Annotated in this window: 20 protein-coding genes; 8 read left to right on the plus strand and 12 right to left on the minus strand. The window is 69.6% G+C overall.

Annotation, left to right across the window (positions count from 1 at the left end):
- Nucleotides 1-144 precede the first annotated feature (144 nt).
- Together ACIQ7M_RS21910 and ACIQ7M_RS21915 are read right to left on the minus strand one after the other, a co-directional pair.
- Complete coding sequence (locus tag ACIQ7M_RS21910) at nt 145-429, minus strand: hypothetical protein (protein ID WP_355761185.1); 285 nt, start codon at nt 427-429, stop codon at nt 145-147.
- Between the two features lie 70 nt (nt 430-499).
- Nucleotides 500-1099 (minus strand): hypothetical protein, encoded by a 600-nt coding sequence (locus tag ACIQ7M_RS21915; protein WP_389844233.1) that lies wholly within the window; start codon nt 1097-1099, stop codon nt 500-502.
- 455 nt (nt 1100-1554) lie between these two features.
- Between ACIQ7M_RS21915 and ACIQ7M_RS21920 the strand changes: the two genes are divergently transcribed.
- From ACIQ7M_RS21920 to ACIQ7M_RS21930, 3 genes are all read left to right on the plus strand, one after another.
- The gene (locus tag ACIQ7M_RS21920; RefSeq protein ID WP_403646742.1) at nt 1555-2031 is read left to right on the plus strand and encodes a hypothetical protein; all 477 of its coding nucleotides are present in this window, start codon (nt 1555-1557) and stop codon (nt 2029-2031) included.
- Between the two features lie 198 nt (nt 2032-2229).
- Nucleotides 2230-2508 carry a hypothetical protein gene (locus ACIQ7M_RS21925; RefSeq protein WP_355761177.1) on the plus strand — a complete coding sequence of 93 codons (279 nt, stop codon included), beginning with the start codon at nt 2230-2232 and terminating at the stop codon, nt 2506-2508.
- Between the two features lie 220 nt (nt 2509-2728).
- Nucleotides 2729-3013 carry a hypothetical protein gene (locus ACIQ7M_RS21930; RefSeq protein WP_355761174.1) on the plus strand — a complete coding sequence of 95 codons (285 nt, stop codon included), beginning with the start codon at nt 2729-2731 and terminating at the stop codon, nt 3011-3013.
- A 247-nt stretch (nt 3014-3260) separates the two neighbouring features.
- Here the strand turns inward: ACIQ7M_RS21930 and ACIQ7M_RS21935 are convergent, their stop codons facing one another.
- Complete coding sequence (locus ACIQ7M_RS21935; RefSeq protein ID WP_403646746.1) at nt 3261-3473, minus strand: hypothetical protein; 213 nt, start codon at nt 3471-3473, stop codon at nt 3261-3263.
- 344 nt (nt 3474-3817) lie between these two features.
- Here ACIQ7M_RS21935 and ACIQ7M_RS21940 point away from each other — a divergent pair, with 344 nt between their 5' ends.
- On the plus strand, nt 3818-4447 hold the full coding sequence (locus ACIQ7M_RS21940) for a hypothetical protein (protein WP_403646749.1): 630 nt from the start codon (nt 3818-3820) through the stop codon (nt 4445-4447).
- A gap of 188 nt (nt 4448-4635) precedes the next feature.
- Here the strand turns inward: ACIQ7M_RS21940 and ACIQ7M_RS21945 are convergent, their stop codons facing one another.
- From ACIQ7M_RS21945 to ACIQ7M_RS21980, 8 genes are all read right to left on the minus strand, one after another.
- Nucleotides 4636-4950, minus strand: a complete 315-nt coding sequence (locus ACIQ7M_RS21945) for a hypothetical protein (protein WP_355761165.1) — start codon at nt 4948-4950, stop codon at nt 4636-4638.
- A gap of 260 nt (nt 4951-5210) precedes the next feature.
- Nucleotides 5211-5456 (minus strand): hypothetical protein, encoded by a 246-nt coding sequence (locus ACIQ7M_RS21950; RefSeq protein WP_355761162.1) that lies wholly within the window; start codon nt 5454-5456, stop codon nt 5211-5213.
- Nucleotides 5457-5704: 248 nt separating this feature from the next.
- Entirely contained in the window at nt 5705-6229 is a 525-nt protein-coding gene (locus ACIQ7M_RS21955; protein WP_403646752.1) for a YbaK/EbsC family protein, read from the minus strand.
- 56 nt (nt 6230-6285) lie between these two features.
- Entirely contained in the window at nt 6286-7962 is a 1677-nt protein-coding gene (locus ACIQ7M_RS21960; protein ID WP_403646755.1) for a penicillin-binding transpeptidase domain-containing protein, read from the minus strand.
- A 114-nt stretch (nt 7963-8076) separates the two neighbouring features.
- On the minus strand, nt 8077-9708 hold the full coding sequence (locus ACIQ7M_RS21965; RefSeq protein WP_403646757.1) for a penicillin-binding transpeptidase domain-containing protein: 1632 nt from the start codon (nt 9706-9708) through the stop codon (nt 8077-8079).
- A gap of 258 nt (nt 9709-9966) precedes the next feature.
- The gene (locus ACIQ7M_RS21970; protein ID WP_403646760.1) at nt 9967-10608 is read right to left on the minus strand and encodes a hypothetical protein; all 642 of its coding nucleotides are present in this window, start codon (nt 10606-10608) and stop codon (nt 9967-9969) included.
- A 232-nt stretch (nt 10609-10840) separates the two neighbouring features.
- Complete coding sequence (locus ACIQ7M_RS21975; protein ID WP_403646763.1) at nt 10841-11455, minus strand: hypothetical protein; 615 nt, start codon at nt 11453-11455, stop codon at nt 10841-10843.
- Nucleotides 11452-11811 (minus strand): hypothetical protein, encoded by a 360-nt coding sequence (locus ACIQ7M_RS21980; protein WP_403646766.1) that lies wholly within the window; start codon nt 11809-11811, stop codon nt 11452-11454. Before ACIQ7M_RS21980 ends, ACIQ7M_RS21975 begins: the two co-directional genes overlap by 4 nt.
- A 61-nt stretch (nt 11812-11872) precedes the next feature.
- Here ACIQ7M_RS21980 and ACIQ7M_RS21985 point away from each other — a divergent pair, with 61 nt between their 5' ends.
- Nucleotides 11873-12070 carry a hypothetical protein gene (locus ACIQ7M_RS21985; protein ID WP_403646769.1) on the plus strand — a complete coding sequence of 66 codons (198 nt, stop codon included), beginning with the start codon at nt 11873-11875 and terminating at the stop codon, nt 12068-12070.
- A gap of 216 nt (nt 12071-12286) precedes the next feature.
- On the opposite strand, the gene ACIQ7M_RS21990 is transcribed toward ACIQ7M_RS21985, so the two are convergent.
- Entirely contained in the window at nt 12287-14035 is a 1749-nt protein-coding gene (locus ACIQ7M_RS21990) for a dolichyl-phosphate-mannose--protein mannosyltransferase (RefSeq protein ID WP_403646772.1), read from the minus strand.
- Between the two features lie 96 nt (nt 14036-14131).
- On the opposite strand from ACIQ7M_RS21990, the gene rsmI reads away from it, so the two are divergent.
- The 3 genes from rsmI to ACIQ7M_RS22005 all read left to right on the plus strand — a co-directional run bounded on the left by rsmI (nt 14132) and on the right by ACIQ7M_RS22005 (nt 16704).
- The gene (rsmI, locus tag ACIQ7M_RS21995) at nt 14132-14989 is read left to right on the plus strand and encodes a 16S rRNA (cytidine(1402)-2'-O)-methyltransferase (protein ID WP_355761145.1); all 858 of its coding nucleotides are present in this window, start codon (nt 14132-14134) and stop codon (nt 14987-14989) included.
- 230 nt (nt 14990-15219) lie between these two features.
- The gene (locus ACIQ7M_RS22000; RefSeq protein ID WP_386981879.1) at nt 15220-15699 is read left to right on the plus strand and encodes a hypothetical protein; all 480 of its coding nucleotides are present in this window, start codon (nt 15220-15222) and stop codon (nt 15697-15699) included.
- Nucleotides 15700-15816: 117 nt separating this feature from the next.
- The gene (locus ACIQ7M_RS22005; RefSeq protein ID WP_403646776.1) at nt 15817-16704 is read left to right on the plus strand and encodes a TatD family hydrolase; all 888 of its coding nucleotides are present in this window, start codon (nt 15817-15819) and stop codon (nt 16702-16704) included.
- Nucleotides 16705-17246 lie beyond the last annotated feature (542 nt).

A 17246-nucleotide genomic window follows, 5' to 3' on the forward strand; every position in this document is an offset into this window, starting at 1 on the left:
CCGTGCGGCCCCATCGAACGACGTGTTCGGTGGGGCCGGGCGAGCTGTCGGCGGCGGCCCGAACGCACGGAGGCGGCGCGAACGCTTCACGCGTCCACACCGCCTCCGTACCGTCCCATGCAGAGGTGCCGCCGGGCCTGTCGGTCAGAGCGCCCTGCTGTTGCAGCCCATCTCGGAACCGAGGTGGCTCTTCTGCGCGCCCGCGGCCCCTTCCCCGTTCAGCAGGTTGCCGGCCACGCCGGTGAGGGCGCCGACGCTGCCGAGCACCTCGATGTTCATGTCGTGCGAGCGGCACTCGACGCCCTGCGTGATGTCGATGCTGTCGCCGTCGTGGCCCGAATCGCCGTACGCGGAAGCGCTGGTGGCACCCAAGGAGCCGATACTTCCGAGGATGGCGCTCAGAAGAACGACCTTGTGCAGCGTGCGCATGTGAAGCTCCTTGGAGGAAGTGCGGGTATCTGACCCATGAGTCAGTACTGCGGATGTGCGGGGCGGGCTGTCAGCCGAGTCGGGGAAGTCCCAGCTGTCCGACGGGAGGGGCCGCGATCTGCCCGAGGGCGACCGGAGCCAGCTCCGGTGCGCTCGTGGGGGTGATCGTCGGGTTGACGAGCGGGTTCACCTGAGGATTGAGCTGCGGGTTCACCTGGGGGGCGACCATCATCGGGTTCTCCGCGCCGAGTACCGGGGGTACCGCTACCTGTGGGGCCACCTGGGGCATGACCTGGGGCATCACCTGCGGCACGACCTGTGCCGGTGCGGCCTGCGCGGGCGCGGCCTGGGTGAACTGCGCGGGTGCGGCCTGCACCGGCTGTCCGGGTGCGGACTGCGCGAACTGCTGCGGGTTCTGCGAGCTGGAGGCCTGCGCCGTTCCCTGTGACGAGGCCGAGGCCGAGGCGAACCCGGTCTGCTGCTGTCCTGACGGGGCGGCCTGTGGGGCTGGTTGGGGAGCCGCGATCGGTGCGGCCTGCTGATCCGGAACCGACGCCGGGGTGGTACCGATGCGCCCCTCCGGTGAGTCGGCAAAGCTGCCGCCGGCGCCGATGCCGGCCAAACCGCTGGCCGCTGCCACGACGAGCGCGGCCTTGTGAAGCTTCCGCATGAAACCCTCGGCCCTTCGTTACCTGAGATGTGCGTCCATTGCATTCAATGCGGTCACGCGTGCAGTTGGTGCGTCACTCGCATCGCGCCGGAGGCTACGGATATCTCGAGGAGCACGCGGACTTCGTATCGGAGCCGGCAGCGGATCCTCCACCTGTCCACGGTTTGCGGCCGCTGCCCACACCTCCGGGGAACGAGGTTCGGGCGCCGTGGACACGGCACGCGACGGGGCGTCACCCATTTGCCGTCAGCAGACCCGGGCGTCACGGCCCGCACGCCGCATCAAACGGGTGACCGCACCCCCGCACCCGTTGCGAGGCCATGCTCATTTCGTTCCCCACGGGGCGATAGGGATGGTCCATCGCGGCCGAATGGAGCAGAGGGACAGCGAAGACTGCGCTGCCCATCGGCACATCAGCTTCCGTGTACAGGTCAATTGAAGAGCCGAGGAATCTCATGCGTATGCTTCACAAGATCGCGCTCGTCGCCGCAACTGCCGGCGGCCTGTCCGGCGTCGGCGCCGGCGCCAGCTTCGCCGTCACCCCGGCCGCCCCCAACGGCGTTGCCCCGCACGCGGTTTCGCAGTCCGACGCCCAGGCGACCTCGGCGTCCTCCGCTCAGGCGACCACGCAGGGCTATGGCTCGCCGGCTCCGCAGCAGCCGGTCGCGTCGCGTGGCACCCAGGTCGCCCCGCAGCTCAACCCGCAGCTGAATCCGCAGCTCAGCCCCCGGCTCTCGTCCGACGCGCCGCAGAGGCAGCAGAGCCTTTCGGCGACGCAGGCCAACCTGTTCCGTCCGGTCCAGGAGTGCAGCCCCCAGACGCTGCTCGACGCGAACGTCCCGGTCGCCCTGCTCGGCGCGGCCCAGACGCGTGGGGTCGAGTGCACCCAGGCCAACAGCCAGATGAATTCCCTCGCCAACGCCCAGCACTGACGGGCGGCCATGTCGATTCCGGGTACGGATCGGGATCGACGCGCCCCGCGATACGGCTTTCGGCTTTCGGTGCTTTCTTGGCGACACGAATGAAGCCAGCGTGTTGTTGTCCATTCCGAGGCTTTTGCCGCTATTGTTCTGCTCTGTAACCGCGATCTGCCCGCAGATCGCAAAAACTCACCCCCACACGGAGATGAAATGCGCAAGCTTCGCAACGTTGCGGTCCTGGTCGCTGCCATCGGCAGCATCGGGCTCGTAGGCGGTACGGCCTACGCCGGCGGTCACGGCGGCGGCGGCGACCAGTTCAGCGTCACGCAGAGCTCCAACTGCAAGTCGCACGACCTGAACCTCGACGTCCTCGGCCAGGTCGGCGTGCTGAACGGCCTGCTGGGCAACGCCCTCAACGGCGAAGGCAACCCGGGCGCCCAGTCCACCTCCCTCGGCTCCTCGCAGGGTTGTAACAACAGCGCCTTCTGAAGTCCCCTCAGGCGTTGAAGACGCCTGACCCATGAACGGTCCCGGCACTGGGCCTCAGGCAAAGTGCCGGGACCTTTCACGTGCGCCAAAACACTTCCGAGGCGGCACAGCGTGGTGCTGGACCCTTCCGGGCATTGCTTCTTGGCGCCGTTGAGTCCTTCGCGTCACCTAGAGGCGATCCCTCACGGATCGCGTTCGCCTCACTTCTTCTGGAGATGACATGCGCAAGCTCCGTACGGCCGCCGTCCTGCTGGCCGTCCTCGGAAACGTCGGACTTCTGGGCGCCAGCGTCGCCCACGCGGATCAGGGCTGGGACAGGGGCGACAGCCTCAAGGTCTCGCAGCACAGCGCCTGCCAGTCGCACGACCTGAACCTCGATGTCCTCGGTCAGGTCGGCATCGGCAACGGGCTGGGCGGCAACCTGCTGGGCGGCGAGGGCAACCCGGGGGCCCAGAAGACGTCGCTGGGCTCGACCCAGGGCTGCAACAACACGTTTGGCGGCTGAGTCCTCGTTCCGGACTTGGCGACGGCCTTCGTCTGATCCCGCGCTCCGCCACGGAGGCATGGGGTCGAGGCGAAGGCCGTTGTCGTGCGGCCGGCGCACCGCGGCGGCCGAGCCGTCCCAGTGACTCCGGGGGCAGGTCCGCGAGCGGGAGGACCGGGCAGGTCACGTCGTGGTCGGCGTCGAGGACGACAGGCAAACGAAATGCTGGTCCGGGGACGTTCCCCGGACCAGCATTTTCTGTGAGCGCTCAGCGGCTGAAGTGCGGTGCCTTGAACCCCTCAGGCAGCTTGGCCGTGTTGGAGCAGTCCACGACCGGCCCCACTTTGACGGGTTCGCTTCCCTGGAGTTGGTCCTCCTGTGTGAGTACGTGCGGCCGGTCCGTCGTCGAGCACTGCTGGTCCTGCTTGATGACGTGCGTGCCGTCCTTGTCGGTGTACGTCTCATTCTTCTGAACGCACACGACGTCTTTCTGCTCGGCCGTGGGGCAGGCGCCTGAGTTTCCCAAGGCGTGTGCGTGTGTGGCGCCGAGGCAAATGGCGGCGAGGCTTCCGGCGAATGCCGCGACGGCCGCGGACTTCTGCGAAAAGAGCATGTGTTGCATTCCTTTGTGGTGAAGAATCGGATAGTCCTTTATTGATCGGCGATTTCTGCGCCGAGAAAGTCAAGGAATTAAGTATTCGTCCGCCGACGGGATGGTTGTAGCCCGGACGCGAAACTCGGCGTCCGGGCTACTTGCACCACGGGGTGTCACTCAGCGCACCGCTCGGTCCGTATCCCCGACGCAGAGTGAGGCCGCGGCGGCCCTTGACTCGGAGCCTCTGGCTCTCAGTCGTTGTCACCCTGGTCCTGGTCGGCGTCACCCTGCTCCTGGGGCTGACCCTGCTCCTGCGGCTGAGCCTGCTCCTGGGGCTGACCCTGGTCTTGCGGCTGACCCTGGTCCTGGGGCTGACCCTGGTCCTGCGGCTGAGCCTGCTCCTGGGGCTGACCCTGGTCCTGGGGCTGACCCTGGTCCTGCGGCTGAGCCTGTTCCTGGGGCTGGACCTGCTCCTGCGGCTGAGCCTGCTCCTGGGGCTGAGCCTGCTCCTGGGGCTGGACCTGCTCCTGGGGCTGGACCTGCTCCTGCGGCTGGACCTGCTCCTGGGGCTGAGCCTGCTCCTGGGGCTGAGTCTGCTCCTGCGGCTGGACCTGCGCCTGGGGCTGAGCCTGCTCCTGCGCCTGCTTCAGCGCCTGGTCCTGCGGCTGGCCCTGCTCCTGCGGCAGGAAGTAGTAGCCGCCCCCGATGGCCACGGAGCTGGCGGACGCGTTGGCGACTGCCGGGACCGGTACAGGCACGGCGTCGTTCGCGTCCGCGAAGCTGATGCCGGCACCGAGGGCGGACAGCCCCGCGACGGCTGCCGCTACGACCATGGCGCGCTGAAACTTACGCATAGATGACCCTTTCCTGATCCAGGCATACCGCCTGGAATGACCACGTTGCGTAAACGTTTGCACGCCGCGTGTAGTCGATCGGGGATTTGCACCCCATGTCGCGCCGGAGCCCCGTACGAGGTATAGGGCCAGATGGCGCCGGTAGGGCGGGGTTCGGCCGGCGTGCGCTTCAGGGGCAGGTCGGGCGGTTCGCGTTACTTGTCGATCTGCCGAGGCGCTCCGGACGTGACCGGCGAACAGGTCACCTCGGGGCCGATCTGTGTCGTGCCGTTGCCCATGGCGGCGGGCAGCGTCACGGGCTGCACCGGCATGCAGGTCTCCTGGTGGGGAGGGGTCCCGCGCCCGTCGCTCCGGCCTTCGATGTGCTGCACGCAGATGACGTCCCCCTGGGGGTTCCGAGTGCAAGCTGCCGGGTCTCCCGCGGCGTGTGCGTACGTGAAGCCGGTGGACGCCACGGCGAGGCCGCCGATGAGCCCCGAGAGGGCCGCGATCGTTTTCCTGCTGAACATATGGTGCGTGTCCTTAGTACGGGCGCCGCGGACGCCGCCCCCCACGATCGGCCGCGCCGCAGGAGTGGTCTGCGTAACTGAGCCTTCGCCAACTTTCCGCGTCGGCTGGACAGTTGGCCCGACGGACGGATGAAGCCGCCGGTGATGGTGCGCGTGCGGGGTACGACCGAGATCAGGGGGGCCGACTGCCCGCATTCGATCCCTTCGGGTCGACCCGAAGGGATCCCGTACCGACCGTCGCGATGACGACGTCGCTGACCTCAGCGGGTGAACGCGTGGTTGAACTGGCCGCAGGTGGTGTCCCGGGTCTGACCGAGGCCGAGCACTCCGATCGGGATGTTGTTGTCCAGCACCGTCTGCGGGCTGCACTCCTGGTACGGGCGGTAGAGGTCCAACACCCGCGGTCCGTTGTCGTGGGTGTCGGCGACGGCCGTTCCGGCGCCGACGGCGGTCAGGCCACCGGCCGCCACGGCTGCTGCGAACACGACCTGCTGAAACTTACGCATGGAACCCTCTGCTCTCCATCGCTTACACGTGATGGCTAGTCGCCTAGCGTGACGGCACGAACACTAGCAGTAGCGTCGGGATGGTCCGCGCGAAGGTTCTACGTGTTCGATGGAGGGAGGGGCCCGGTGTTGACGCCAACTGGCCCTACAGAAAGACGCTTTGCTGTTCGGCATACGGTATGGGCGCACCGCTGACGAGGGCTCGGCATCGCACGCCGTCGCATCAACTCAGTTGCTCGGAGCGGGAGTTAGGGCTCGCGCACATCCACCAGCGTGCCGCCCGCGTGCGCGGTCAGGCTCTCCGGGTCCATCGGGAAGACGGTCAACGGAGTGCCCGCCGAGGTCCACACCGTGTCGTGCCCGAACAGTGAACGGTCCACCAGGACGCGGATCTTCGTGCGGTGCCCGAAGGGCGGAACGGCGCCGGGACCGTACCCGGTCGACTCCCGTACGAGGAGGGCCCCGGCCCGGGTGAGCTTCGCGGCGCCCAGCTCGCGCCGTACGAGCTCCATGCCGACGTGCGCCGAGCCGTCCAGCAGGACCAGCACCGGAGCCCCGTCCGCCGCGAAGAACAGGGACTTGCAGATCTGGCTCGGCTCGCAGCCGATCGCCGCGGCGGCCTCGGCGGTGGTGCGGGCCGTGTCCGGGAAGCGCCGGACCCGCCCGATCACCTCGTCGAGGCCCAGCTCGCGCAGGGCCTCGGCGAAACGGGGGTCGGCGTCGCTCACGACGGAGGGCTGACCCTCGCCGGCGTTCTCGTCTGGGACGTTCATGTACGGCACGCTAGCGGTCGGTGTACACCCCACGCGACCTGGCCCCGAGAGGGGTGTCAGCCGCCGCTGCCCGCCTTCAGGAGGGCTGCCACGATCGGGCCCGCCGTGCTGCCGCCGTGGCCGCCCTGCTGGACGACGCCGGCTCCCGCCAGGTCGCCCTTCCAGGCGGTGAACCAGCCGTTGGGCTGCTTCTGGTTGTCGACCTCGGCGGAGCCGGTCTTGGCGCCGTAGTCGGGGCCGAGTCCGGCCATGGCCTCGGCGGCGGTGCCGGCGGCGGCCGTGTACTGCATGACCTCGCGGAGCTGGGCCAGCGTGGTCGCGGACATCGTGCGGGACGCCTTGGCCAGCGTGCGGTGGTCGACCGACGGGGCGACCAGGTAGGGCTGGTGGAAGGTGCCGGACTGGACCGTGGAGGCGACCGACGCCATGTTCAGCGGGTTCATGCGGACCCCGCCCTGGCCCATCAGCTCGGCGGCCATCTGCGCGGCGCTCTGCACCGGCACCGAGCCGTCCGCCGAGGGCACCCCGATGGCCCAGTTGTTCAGGCCCAGACCGAAGACCTGCTGGGCCTGCTTGGTGAGGTCGTCGTCCTTCAGCTTCTTGGCCTGGGTGATGAAGGCCGTGTTGCAGGACCGCGCGAAGCTCGCCTTGAACGTGCCGTTCTTGATCTCGAAATCGTCGTCGTTGTGGAACTTCCAGCCGCCGTACGTCGCCGTCTTGGGGCAGGGGTGCGGCTTGTCGGGGGAGGCGAGACCCTTCTCGAACAGCATCGACGCCGTGATGACCTTCATCGTGGAGCCGGGCGCGAGGGAGCCCTGGAAGGCGGTGTTGAAGCCGTGGCCGCTGTTCGCGACGGCGAGGATCTCGCCCGTCGAGGGGCGCATCAGGACCACCGACGCCTTCGGCTTGGCGGCCACCAGACGTTCGGCCTCCGCCTGGAGGGTCGGGCTGAGCGTCGTCTGGACCTTGCCCGGCGTGCCCGCGCTGAGCGCCAGCAGGGTCTTGTCAGGGGTCTTCTGGGCGCCCTTGGCCGCGGCCTTGCGGACCACGCGCAGCTCGATGCCGGCCTTGCCGCCGGCCGTCTTGCCGTACTTCTCGCGCAGTCCGTCGAGGACCGTGCCCAGGGACGGGTACTTGGCGGCGGTCAGCTCCCCGCCGTGCCGGTCGATGGCGGTGACCGGCGGCGTGCCGGCGTCGCCGGTCACCAGCCGGTCGCCGTCCTGGAGGTCCGGGTGGACCACGGACGGCTTCCAGCCGACCATTGCCACGCCGTCCTTCGCCCGCCGTACGACCGTCAGCTTCGAGGTGTACGACAGCGGCTTGGTCATGCCCTTGTAGGTGACGGTGGCCTTGACGGTGAAGGGGATCTCGGCGCCCGAGCGCTTGCCGGCGGTCAGGGTCACGCCGCTGATGTGGGCGTCCTTGCCGAAGCCGGTCAGCGTGGTGGTGGCGGCGGCCGAGTCGTCGGTCGCCGCGGCCGCCCGGGTGACATCGCCGCTCTGCCAGGCCTTCAGGAAGGTGGTGGACGCCATGCTGATCTCGGCGGCCGACAGCGGGCCCGTCTTGACGGCCTTGCGGGTGGTGGCCGTGGTCCCCTCGTCGGCCGACGCCCCGCTGCCGTAGAGGCTGTAGGCACCCAGGGACACGCCGACGACGGCGACGGCGATCACCCCGCCGAGCACGGCGGGCTGCTTCGTCTTCGGTCTCTCGGCGACGCGCCTTCTCTTGCCCACTGCCCTGTGTCCTCCGCCGTCCCCTGGTGCCCCGTGGTGCCCGGTGATACCCCCGTGCCTCTCGCTCCTCAACGAGAGGCACCACCCTAGGGTCCCGCCCTGTGCACGGCGACTTCAGCCGCCCGTTCGTAGCACAGCTGCGACGATCGGGCCGGCCGCCTGTCCGCCGTGACCGCCCTCCTGGGTCATGGCGGCGACCGCGATGTCGTTGCGGTACCCGGTGAACCAGCTGTTGGACTTGGCCTGGCCGTCGACCTCGGCGGAGCCCGTCTTGGCCCCGATGCTGCCGCCGAGGCCCGCCATCACCTGGGCCGCGGTGCCGCTGACGGCCGTGCGGTTCATCATCGCGCGGAGCTGGGCGACCGTACTGGCGGACAGGCCCTTCGCGGTGGCCAGTTCACGGTCGTCCAGGGAGCGCGGCACGATGACCGGCTGGCGGAAGACGCCCGTCATCGCGGTGGCGGTCACCGACGCCATGTTCAGCGGGCTCATCTGGACCTGGCCCTGGCCGATCATGTTGGCCGCCGTGTCCGGGCCGCCGGAGGCGGGCACCGAGCCGTCGAAGGACTCGATGCCGGTCTTCCAGTTGTTCTGTCCCAGTCCGAACCGCTGCTGGGCCTCGTTGGTGAGGGAGTCGACCTTCACCTCGTCGGCGTACTTCACGAAGGCCGTGTTGCACGAGCGCGCGAAGCTCTCGGAGAGCGTGGCCTTCTCGTTGGGCTGCATGTCCTTGAGGTTGTGGAAGGTCTGGCTCTGCCAGACCGCTTCGGGCGTGCAGGGCGCGGGGCCGTTCGCTGTCGTGATGCCGTTGTCGATGAGGGTCGCCGCGCTGATGATCTTCATCGTGGAGCCGGGCGCGAGCTTGCCGAGGAAGGCCGCGTTGAAGCCGTCCGCGCGGTGGTTGGCGACGGCGAGCACCTCTCCGGTGCTGGGCTTCACCGCCACCACGGACGACTCGGCGTACTGGGTGACCGCCTTCTCGGCGGCGGCCTGCGCGCTCGCGCTGAGTGTCGTACGGACCTTGCCGGCCCGTCCCTCGGCGAGCGTGACCAGGGTCGTGTCGCCGCCGGTTCCCTCGGCGCCGTGCCGGATCGACAGCTCGATGCCGGGGGTGCCGCCCGCCTTGTCGCCGTACTTCTCCCGGAGCGCGTCCAGGATCGGCCCCAGGGACGGGTACTTCTCCTTGGTCAGGACAACGTTGTTCCGGTCCACGGCCTCGATCGCCGGGCTCGCCGACTCGCCCGTGACCAGGGTGTCGCCGTCCTTCAGCTCCGGGTGGAGGACGGAGGGCTTCCAGCCGACCAGGGCCTTCCCGGTGGTCTCGCCGCGTACGACGGTCAGTTCGGAGTCGTACGCGAACGGCTTGCTCTTCCCGTCGTACGACACCGTCGCCTTGACGGAGAACGGGACCCGGGCCCCGGAGGCCGCGTGCGGGGTGATCTTCACGTCGGTCAGATGCGCGTCGTCGTGGTAACCGGCGAGCAGTCCCTCGGCGTTCGACGCGTAGTTCGTCAACGCGGCCGCCTTGCTCGCGTCGCCCTTCTCCCAGGCCGCGAAGAACGCGCGGCTGGTCTCCTTGACCTCGGCGCCGCTCGGCGGCCCGGTCTTCACCGCCGCGGGCCCGTCGGCTCCCGTACCGCCGTCCCCGCTGATCGCCGTCACCACGTTGTAGGCGCCGTACCCGGCGCCGCCCACCATCACCGCGAACACGCCGCCTATGACGGCTGCCCTGGCCCCCTTGCGCATCGTGCGACCCCTCCCCGTGACCCCTCCTCCGAACTTCTGAACGCGTTCAGAAAAGTCGGTGCACCTTGCACTCTAGGCGCGGGTGGGGCTGGTGGTGCAGACCTTCGCCGAATCGTTAGCGACAAAAACGGACGCATCCGTGAACGGCGTTCACGGATGCGGCTCGCTGCTTCTTTTCGGCCAGTCGGCTCGCCCCGACCCCACGTATCCAGCCACATCCGTGACCACGCCGATCGGACGCCCGGGGCCGGTGCGGCCCTACCGGTCGGTCAGGTCGACCAGCAGATCGCAGTGCGGGTCGTCCGCGGCCGGCCGTTGGTACTGCTCCTCCCCGAGGAGGGAGGGCACGGAGGCGATCAGCGCGGTGTGCGGTGTCTCGGTCAGGCGGATGTCGGCGCCGACGATGCCGGGCAGGTCGGGACGCCGCACGTACAGGCGCAACAGGTGCTCGCCGTGCATCAGGAAGCCGATCAGGAAGGGGTCCTCGTCGTCGCCGGGGTCGGACAGCGCGCGCACGACGGCGAGTGCCCGGCCCTGTTCGGGTTCCGGGTCCGGGGTGATCTCCTCCGGGCGCAGGCGGATGAGCGTCATCCCCATGACCTCGTCGACATCACTGCTGCTGTAGATCTGGGGTCCGGTCAGGACCGTACGCAGCAGGCCGGGAATCCGGTAGGGGGTCACCGTGTCGTCGGGGATCTCGTAGAGCAGGTCCATGACGTGCTCGCCCTCTCCGGCACGGATGGCGATCCGTACGGCGCCGGGCGCGGGCAGGACGCCGCGCAGGCGGCAGTGCGCGGCGACCGGGGCGTTCAGGTAGTACAGCAGGCGGCGGGTGACGTCCGCCTGCTGTACGCGGTCTTCAGCGGCTGCCCGGTCGGCTAGACCCACGTATCCAGCCACATCCGGGACCGCCACTGTTCGATCGGGATCGCCGTGCCCGTGTACAGGGGCCAGAAGTAGATGAAGTTGGCGCGATGGGGCGCCTTGGGGCCCCGAGCAGGGCGTTTTGGCTCCTCCCGTGGCGCTGCGAGCCTTCTGGGCCGTCCCTGGGCCGTGATCGTGAGAACCGAACGCTGATTGGTTGGCGGTGAAGCCCTCGTGCGGCATCGGAGGGGCGGGCCGCGTGACGGTTCTACAAGTCGGTCAGGTCGACGAGCAGATCACAGTGTGGGTCGTCCGGCGCCGGTCGGCGGTGTTGCTTCTCCTCGACGAGGGATGGCAGTGAACCGATGAGCCCGGTGGCCGGAGTCTCGGTCAGGCGGATGTCGACGCCGATGATGCCGGGCCGATCGGAACGCTGCACGTAGAGCCGCAACAGCCGGTCGCCGTGCATCAGGAAGCCGATCAGGAAGGGGTCCTCGTTGTCGCCGGGGCCCGCCAGGGCATTCACGACGGTGAGTGCCCTGCCCTGCTCGGGCTCCGGGTCCGGGGTGATCTCCTCCGGTCGGAGGCGGATGAGGGTCATCCCTATGGCTTCCCCTACGTCGTCATTGCTGTAGAGCTGAGGTCCGGCCAGGACCGCTCGCAGCAGGCCGGGAATGTAGTACGGGGTCACCGTGTCGTTGGGGATCTCGTACAGGAAGTCCCGGCCGTTCTCGTCGTCCCCGGCGCGGATGGCGATGCGCACAGCGCCGGGTGAGGGAAGGACGCCGAGCAGGCGGCAGTACTCGGCAAGCGGAGCGTTCAGGAAGTACAGCAGGCGGCGGGTGATATCCGCCTGCTGCTCCCGGTCTTCAGGGTCTGTCACGGATGCATCCATGCGGGGCACTTGTTGTTCGGCTGATTGCGGCAGAAAGCGTTGATGACGCCGATCTTCTGCCCCCTGCCGGCGTCGTACAACCCGTCCGTCGTCTTTCGCGTGTACTGGACGATCACGGTGAACTTGACCTGCCTCGGCCTCGGAACACCGGTTTCGAAGGCAACTCCGTCGTACTCCAGGCGGCCGTGATGGTTATCCCGGTCGACATTGCAGTGAAGGGCCGTGGCCAGCGTAGAGCACTTTTTGATGTTGTGACGGTGAGTGAAGTGGTTCCAGCCGAAGCTGGAATTGCCGAATCGGGTGACGATGTGACGGCCGTCGGGGTCGGTCGTGTTGCAGTGCACCCGGCTGTCCCAAGGGTGCGGTACGACCGGGCCCGGTCGGGCCTGCGCGGATGGAGATCAGGTGAACGGGAACAACCCCTCTCAGAGGGGCATCTGGCTGGCGATCATCCTTCTGGCCAGTCTGGTGGGAGGCGCTGTGGTGGGCGTGCTCTTCCACGTGGCGGGAGTTGCACTGCCGGCGGTGATGGGGGCCAGCGGCGCCGCGTTCATGGGCGTGGCAAGTCTCGGTCTCGCAGCGCATCGCTTCATGACCGAGTGAATGCTTCGGCTGCGGACGAGGTGTGGACAGGGAGGCGCCATCGACCGCAGGTCGCGGTCATTACCGCAGGTCGGAGGCTGGGCGGCCTACCGGTCCTGATCAGACTGTAAATCTGCCGGGCCCCAGAGCCGGGCCCTCCTCGGGCCGTGCGAGGAGGGCCAGCAACGACCAATGGGGCCCGGCAGAGTGCCGTGCCCCATTGGTACGTCTGTGCAGCTAGACCCACGTATCCAGCCACATCCGGGACCGCCACTGTTCGATCGGGATCGCCGTGCCCGTGTACAGGGGCCAGAAGTAGATGAAGTTCCAGAGGATCAGGAGGACCAGGACGCCGGCTCCGGCCGCGCCGATCACCCGGCGGCGTTCTCCGGAGCCGGGTGGGCCGAGGATCGCGCCGATCATCATCGTCACGGCGAGGCACAGGAACGGGACGAAGACGACGGCGTAGAAGAAGAAGATCGTGCGCTCCTGGTACATGAACCAGGGGAGATAGCCGGCCGCGATGCCGCAGGCGATGGCGCCCGCCCGCCAGTCGCGGCGGAACGCCCAGCGCCACAGCACGTACAGGACCGCGAAACAGGCGGCCCACCACAGCAGGGGCGTGCCGAGCGCCAGCACCTCGCGGGCGCACTTGTCGCCCGCGTCCGCGGGGCAGCCGTCCTTGCCGGGCAGCGGGGACTCGTAGAAGTACGAGACCGGGCGGCCCGCGACGATCCAGCTCCACGGGTTGGACTGGTAGGTGTGCGGCGACGACAGCCCGACGTGGAACTTGTAGACCTCGTGCTCGTAGTGCCACAGGCTGCGCAGCCAGTCCGGCAGGAACGTCCAGTTGCCGCCCTTGCCGTCGGTCACGGCCCAGTTGCGGAAGTAGCCGCCCTTGCCGTTGTCCGGCGAGAGGATCCAGCCGGTCCAGGAGACCAGGTACACCGCCAGGGCGACCGGGACCGTCGCCAGGAAAAGGAGGCTGGTGTCGCGCACTCCAGCGGCACCCGTATGCCGCCGCCGGGCGCCCGCGACCCGGCGCGAGGCCGCGTCCCACAGGACCGACATCACAAAGAACGCGGCCAGGATGTACAGCCCGTTCCACTTGGTGCCGATCGCCAGGCCCAGCATCAGGCCCGCCGTCCAGCGCCAGGGCCGCCAACCGAGACGGGTCGTCTCGGCGATGTGGGCGTCGGGGCGGGCGCGGCCGTACTCGTCGACGGGCAGTGCCGCCGCCAGCCGGGCGCGTGCCTTGTCGCGGTCGACGACCAGGCACCCGAAGGCCGCCAGCACGAAGAACATCAGCACACCGTCGAGCAGCGAGGTGCGGCTCATCACGAAGTGCAGACCGTCCACCGCCATCAGCAGACCCGCGAGGCAGCCGAGGAACGTCGAACGGAACAGCCGACGGCCGATCCGGCACAGCAGCAGCACCGACAGCGTGCCGAGCAGCGCCGTCATGAAGCGCCAGCCGAAGGGATTGAAGCCGAACATCCACTCGCCGAGCCCGATGACGTACTTGCCGATCGGCGGGTGCACGACATAGGCGGCGTCGGCCGGGACCCTCACATGCCCGTTGCTCTGGAGGATCAGGTCATTGGCGTCCTTCGTCCAGTTGACCTCGTAGCCGCGGTGGAAGAGCGCCCAGGCGTCCTTCGCGTAGTACGTCTCGTCGAATATCACCGCCTTCGGGCTGCCCAGGTTCCAGAACCGCAGCAACCCGGCGAGCAGGGTCACCAGGAGCGGGCCCACCCAGCCCGACCAGCGGTTGAAACGGTCGGCGGCCCCCTGGCGCAGCCCGAGCGCGGCCCAGATCCCCGGGCCTGGCTGGGCATACGGCGGTACGAGCCGGTCGCGCACATCACTTCGGGGCGGCGCCGTGTAGCCGAATCGGCGCAGCCGCTGCTGCCACGACGGCCGCCGAGCGTCGGCGGCCTGGCCCTGCCCCTGCCGGGTGTCCGTGGAGGACGCGGTACTGGTCACCGCGCCATCGTAGGGAACAGGTCTGTGGGAGTCCCGTGCATGGGCCCCTTCCGGTCGGATGAGCTTGTCGGGCCGCGCCCCTGCGAGGATGGGACCGTGACAGGAATCCTTGTGTTGGCAGGCACTCCCATCGGCGACATCTCGGACGCGCCGCCACGGCTCGCCGCGGAACTGACCGGGGCCGATGTCGTCGCCGCCGAGGACACCCGCAGGCTGCGCCGGCTCACCCAGGCCCTCGGCGTCCAGCCGACCGGGCGGATCGTGTCGTACTTCGAGGGGAACGAGGCCGCCCGGACCCCGGAACTCGTCGAGGCGCTCGTCGGCGGGGCGCGGGTCCTGCTCGTGACCGACGCCGGGATGCCGTCCGTGTCGGACCCCGGCTACCGGCTGGTCGCGGCCGCGGTCGAGAAGGACATCAAGGTCACCGCCGTCCCCGGCCCCTCCGCCGTGCTCACCGCGCTCGCGCTGTCCGGCCTGCCCGTCGACCGCTTCTGCTTCGAGGGCTTCCTGCCGAGGAAGGCCGGCGAGCGGCTGTCCCGGCTGCGGGAGGTCGCCGAGGAGCGCCGCACGCTCGTCTACTTCGAGGCGCCCCACCGGCTCGACGACACCCTGGCCGCCATGGCGGAGGTCTTCGGCACCCAGCGGCGCGCCGCCGTCTGCCGCGAACTGACCAAGACGTACGAGGAGATCAAGCGCGGCCCGCTGGGCGAGCTGGCCGCCTGGGCCGCCGAGGGGGTCCGCGGCGAGATCACCGTCGTCGTCGAGGGCGCCCCCGAGAAGGGCGCCGAGGAACTGGACGCCGCCGAGCTGGTGCGCAGGGTGCGGGTGCGCGAGGAGGCGGGGGAGCGGCGCAAGGAGGCCATCGCCGCCGTCGCCGCCGAAGCGGGCATTCCCAAGCGGGACGTCTTCGATGCGGTCGTGGCGGCAAAGAACGCCGAACGAAGCGGCCCATAGAAGGGCAAAGGACTATCGTGAAAAGCAAAGATCAGGCCGTGTGACAGGAGCCTTCCGACAAGGAAAGGCCAAGACGGCTCCAACACTCGGCAGGCCGGATGCGTTCGGGCCGGGAGAGGCGTCCACTGGACGGAGGGACGTACCCGTCCCTCGCCTCCGGCGAACCGGTGGAATTCCGGGGGAATTCGCCGACGGGGGTGCTTGTCCAGCGGACAAGAGGAGCGGCTGGCATGAGTGAGACCACAGGACGGACCGGCGGCGGCACCGCCGGTCAGGTCACCGAACAGACCAGGCATCGCGGCACGGCGACGGCCGTCGTCCACGAATCGTATTCCTTCGCCTGCATGCGCTGCGGGCACGGCTGGGAGCAGTCGTACGAGATCGAGCACCACCGCGACACGGAAGGCTCCGAGTACGTCGTGTACGTGGCGGACGGCGAGGTCGTGCCCTCGCCGCTCAGCCGGCCCACCTGCCTGAACTGCGACAGCCACGTGGTGCGCATCATGCGCGCCGGTCAGGTGTCCTTCGCCCTCGACTCGATGCGCTCCGCGACACACCGCGCGCGCAAGCCCGTGCCGCCGCGACGGTCCGAGGACGGCGCGGAGGGGGAGACCCAGCCCGCGACGACCTCCTCCGACACCCCGCAGGAGCCGCGCCACTGGCACCTGTCGGACCTGCTGCACCCGTTCCAGCACCGCCGGGCGGGCTGACCCCCCGGCGGGCGGGACCTCCGGGAACGGCCGGCCCGCTCCCGGGCGGAGACCCAGGACGGCCTGCCCGCTCCCCGCGAGGTGGGGCCGGGCATGCCCCCTTCGTAGGATCGGGGCATGCCTTCCGCCTCCTCCGCCTCCGACAAGAACGCCGCACCGCCGCTCCCCGAGCCCCTGAGCGTTCCCGTGGCCGACTCGCACACCCACCTCGACATGCAGTCCGGCACGGTCGAGGACGCCCTCGCCAAGGCCGCCTCCGTCGGTGTGACGACGGTCGTCCAGGTCGGCTGCGACGTGAAGGGCTCCCGCTGGGCGGCCGAGACGGCGGCCACGCACGACGCCGTCCACGCCACCGTCGCCCTGCACCCGAACGAGGCACCCCGCATCGTGCTGGGCGACCCGGACGGCTGGTCGAGGCAGGGCGCGCGGGTACCCGGCGGTGACGCGGCCCTGGACGAGGCGCTCGCCGAGATCGACCGGCTCGCCGCGCTGCCGCACGTGAAGGGCGTCGGCGAGACGGGCCTCGACCACTTCCGCACCGGGCCCGAGGGCAAGGAGGCGCAGGAGCGCTCCTTCCGCGCCCACATCGAGATCGCCAAGCGGCACGGCAAGGCCCTGGTCATCCACGACCGCGACGCCCACGCCGACGTCCTGCGCGTCCTCGCGGAGGAGGGCGCCCCCGAGCGGACCGTCTTCCACTGCTACTCCGGCGACGCCGAGATGGCCGAGGTCTGCGCCCGCGCCGGATACTTCATGTCCTTCGCCGGCAACATGACCTTCAAGAACGCCCAGCCGCTGCGCGACGCGCTGGCCGTGGCCCCGCTCGAACTCGTCCTCGTCGAGACGGACGCGCCCTTCCTGACCCCCGCGCCGTACCGCGGACGGCCCAACGCCCCGTATCTCATTCCGGTCACGGTGCGCGCCATGGCCGCGGTGCGGGGGATCGACGAGGACGCGCTGGCGACCTCGATCTCCGCCAACACCGCGCGCGCGTTCGATTACTGATCCATAACGGTTTCGGGGGTTCTTCCCGGCCGCGCCGGGGTCCTCGGCGGAGAAGTGTCGCGACACAGCGTAGCCGCGTCGCTTGGGAGAGTGACGATCGCTCCGCTAGGTTCTGGTCGCCCGATCCGGACCCAGGAGCGTGTCGTCGTGAGCAGCTCGCGGTACGAGTCGTACAAGACGTACGGACCGAACGGTGGCCCCGAGGCCACCACTGTCGTCACCGGTGCCGCCGCCGTGGCCGGTGCGCCCACCGTGGCGGCCCCGCTCGGCATGGCCGGCCCACCCGGCGGGCCCGGAGTGTTCGGGCCGCCCGGAGCGTTCGGCACGGCCGACGCGTCCGCCGGACCCGGGGCGGCCGGTGCGACGCGGGCCGACCGGGAGGGGTGTAGCGGTCACGCGGAGTACCGGGGGTACGAGGCGGGGACGGACACCGGCCACCAGGCGTACACCGGCCATGAGGCGTACCCCGGCCCTCCCGGCCAGCCCTACCCCGGCTGCACCGGCCATGGGTCTCACCCCGGCCATGAGGGCTACGACCACTC

This window comes from Streptomyces sp. NPDC096324, from assembly GCF_044763015.1.
GTDB lineage: Bacteria > Actinomycetota > Actinomycetes > Streptomycetales > Streptomycetaceae > Streptomyces.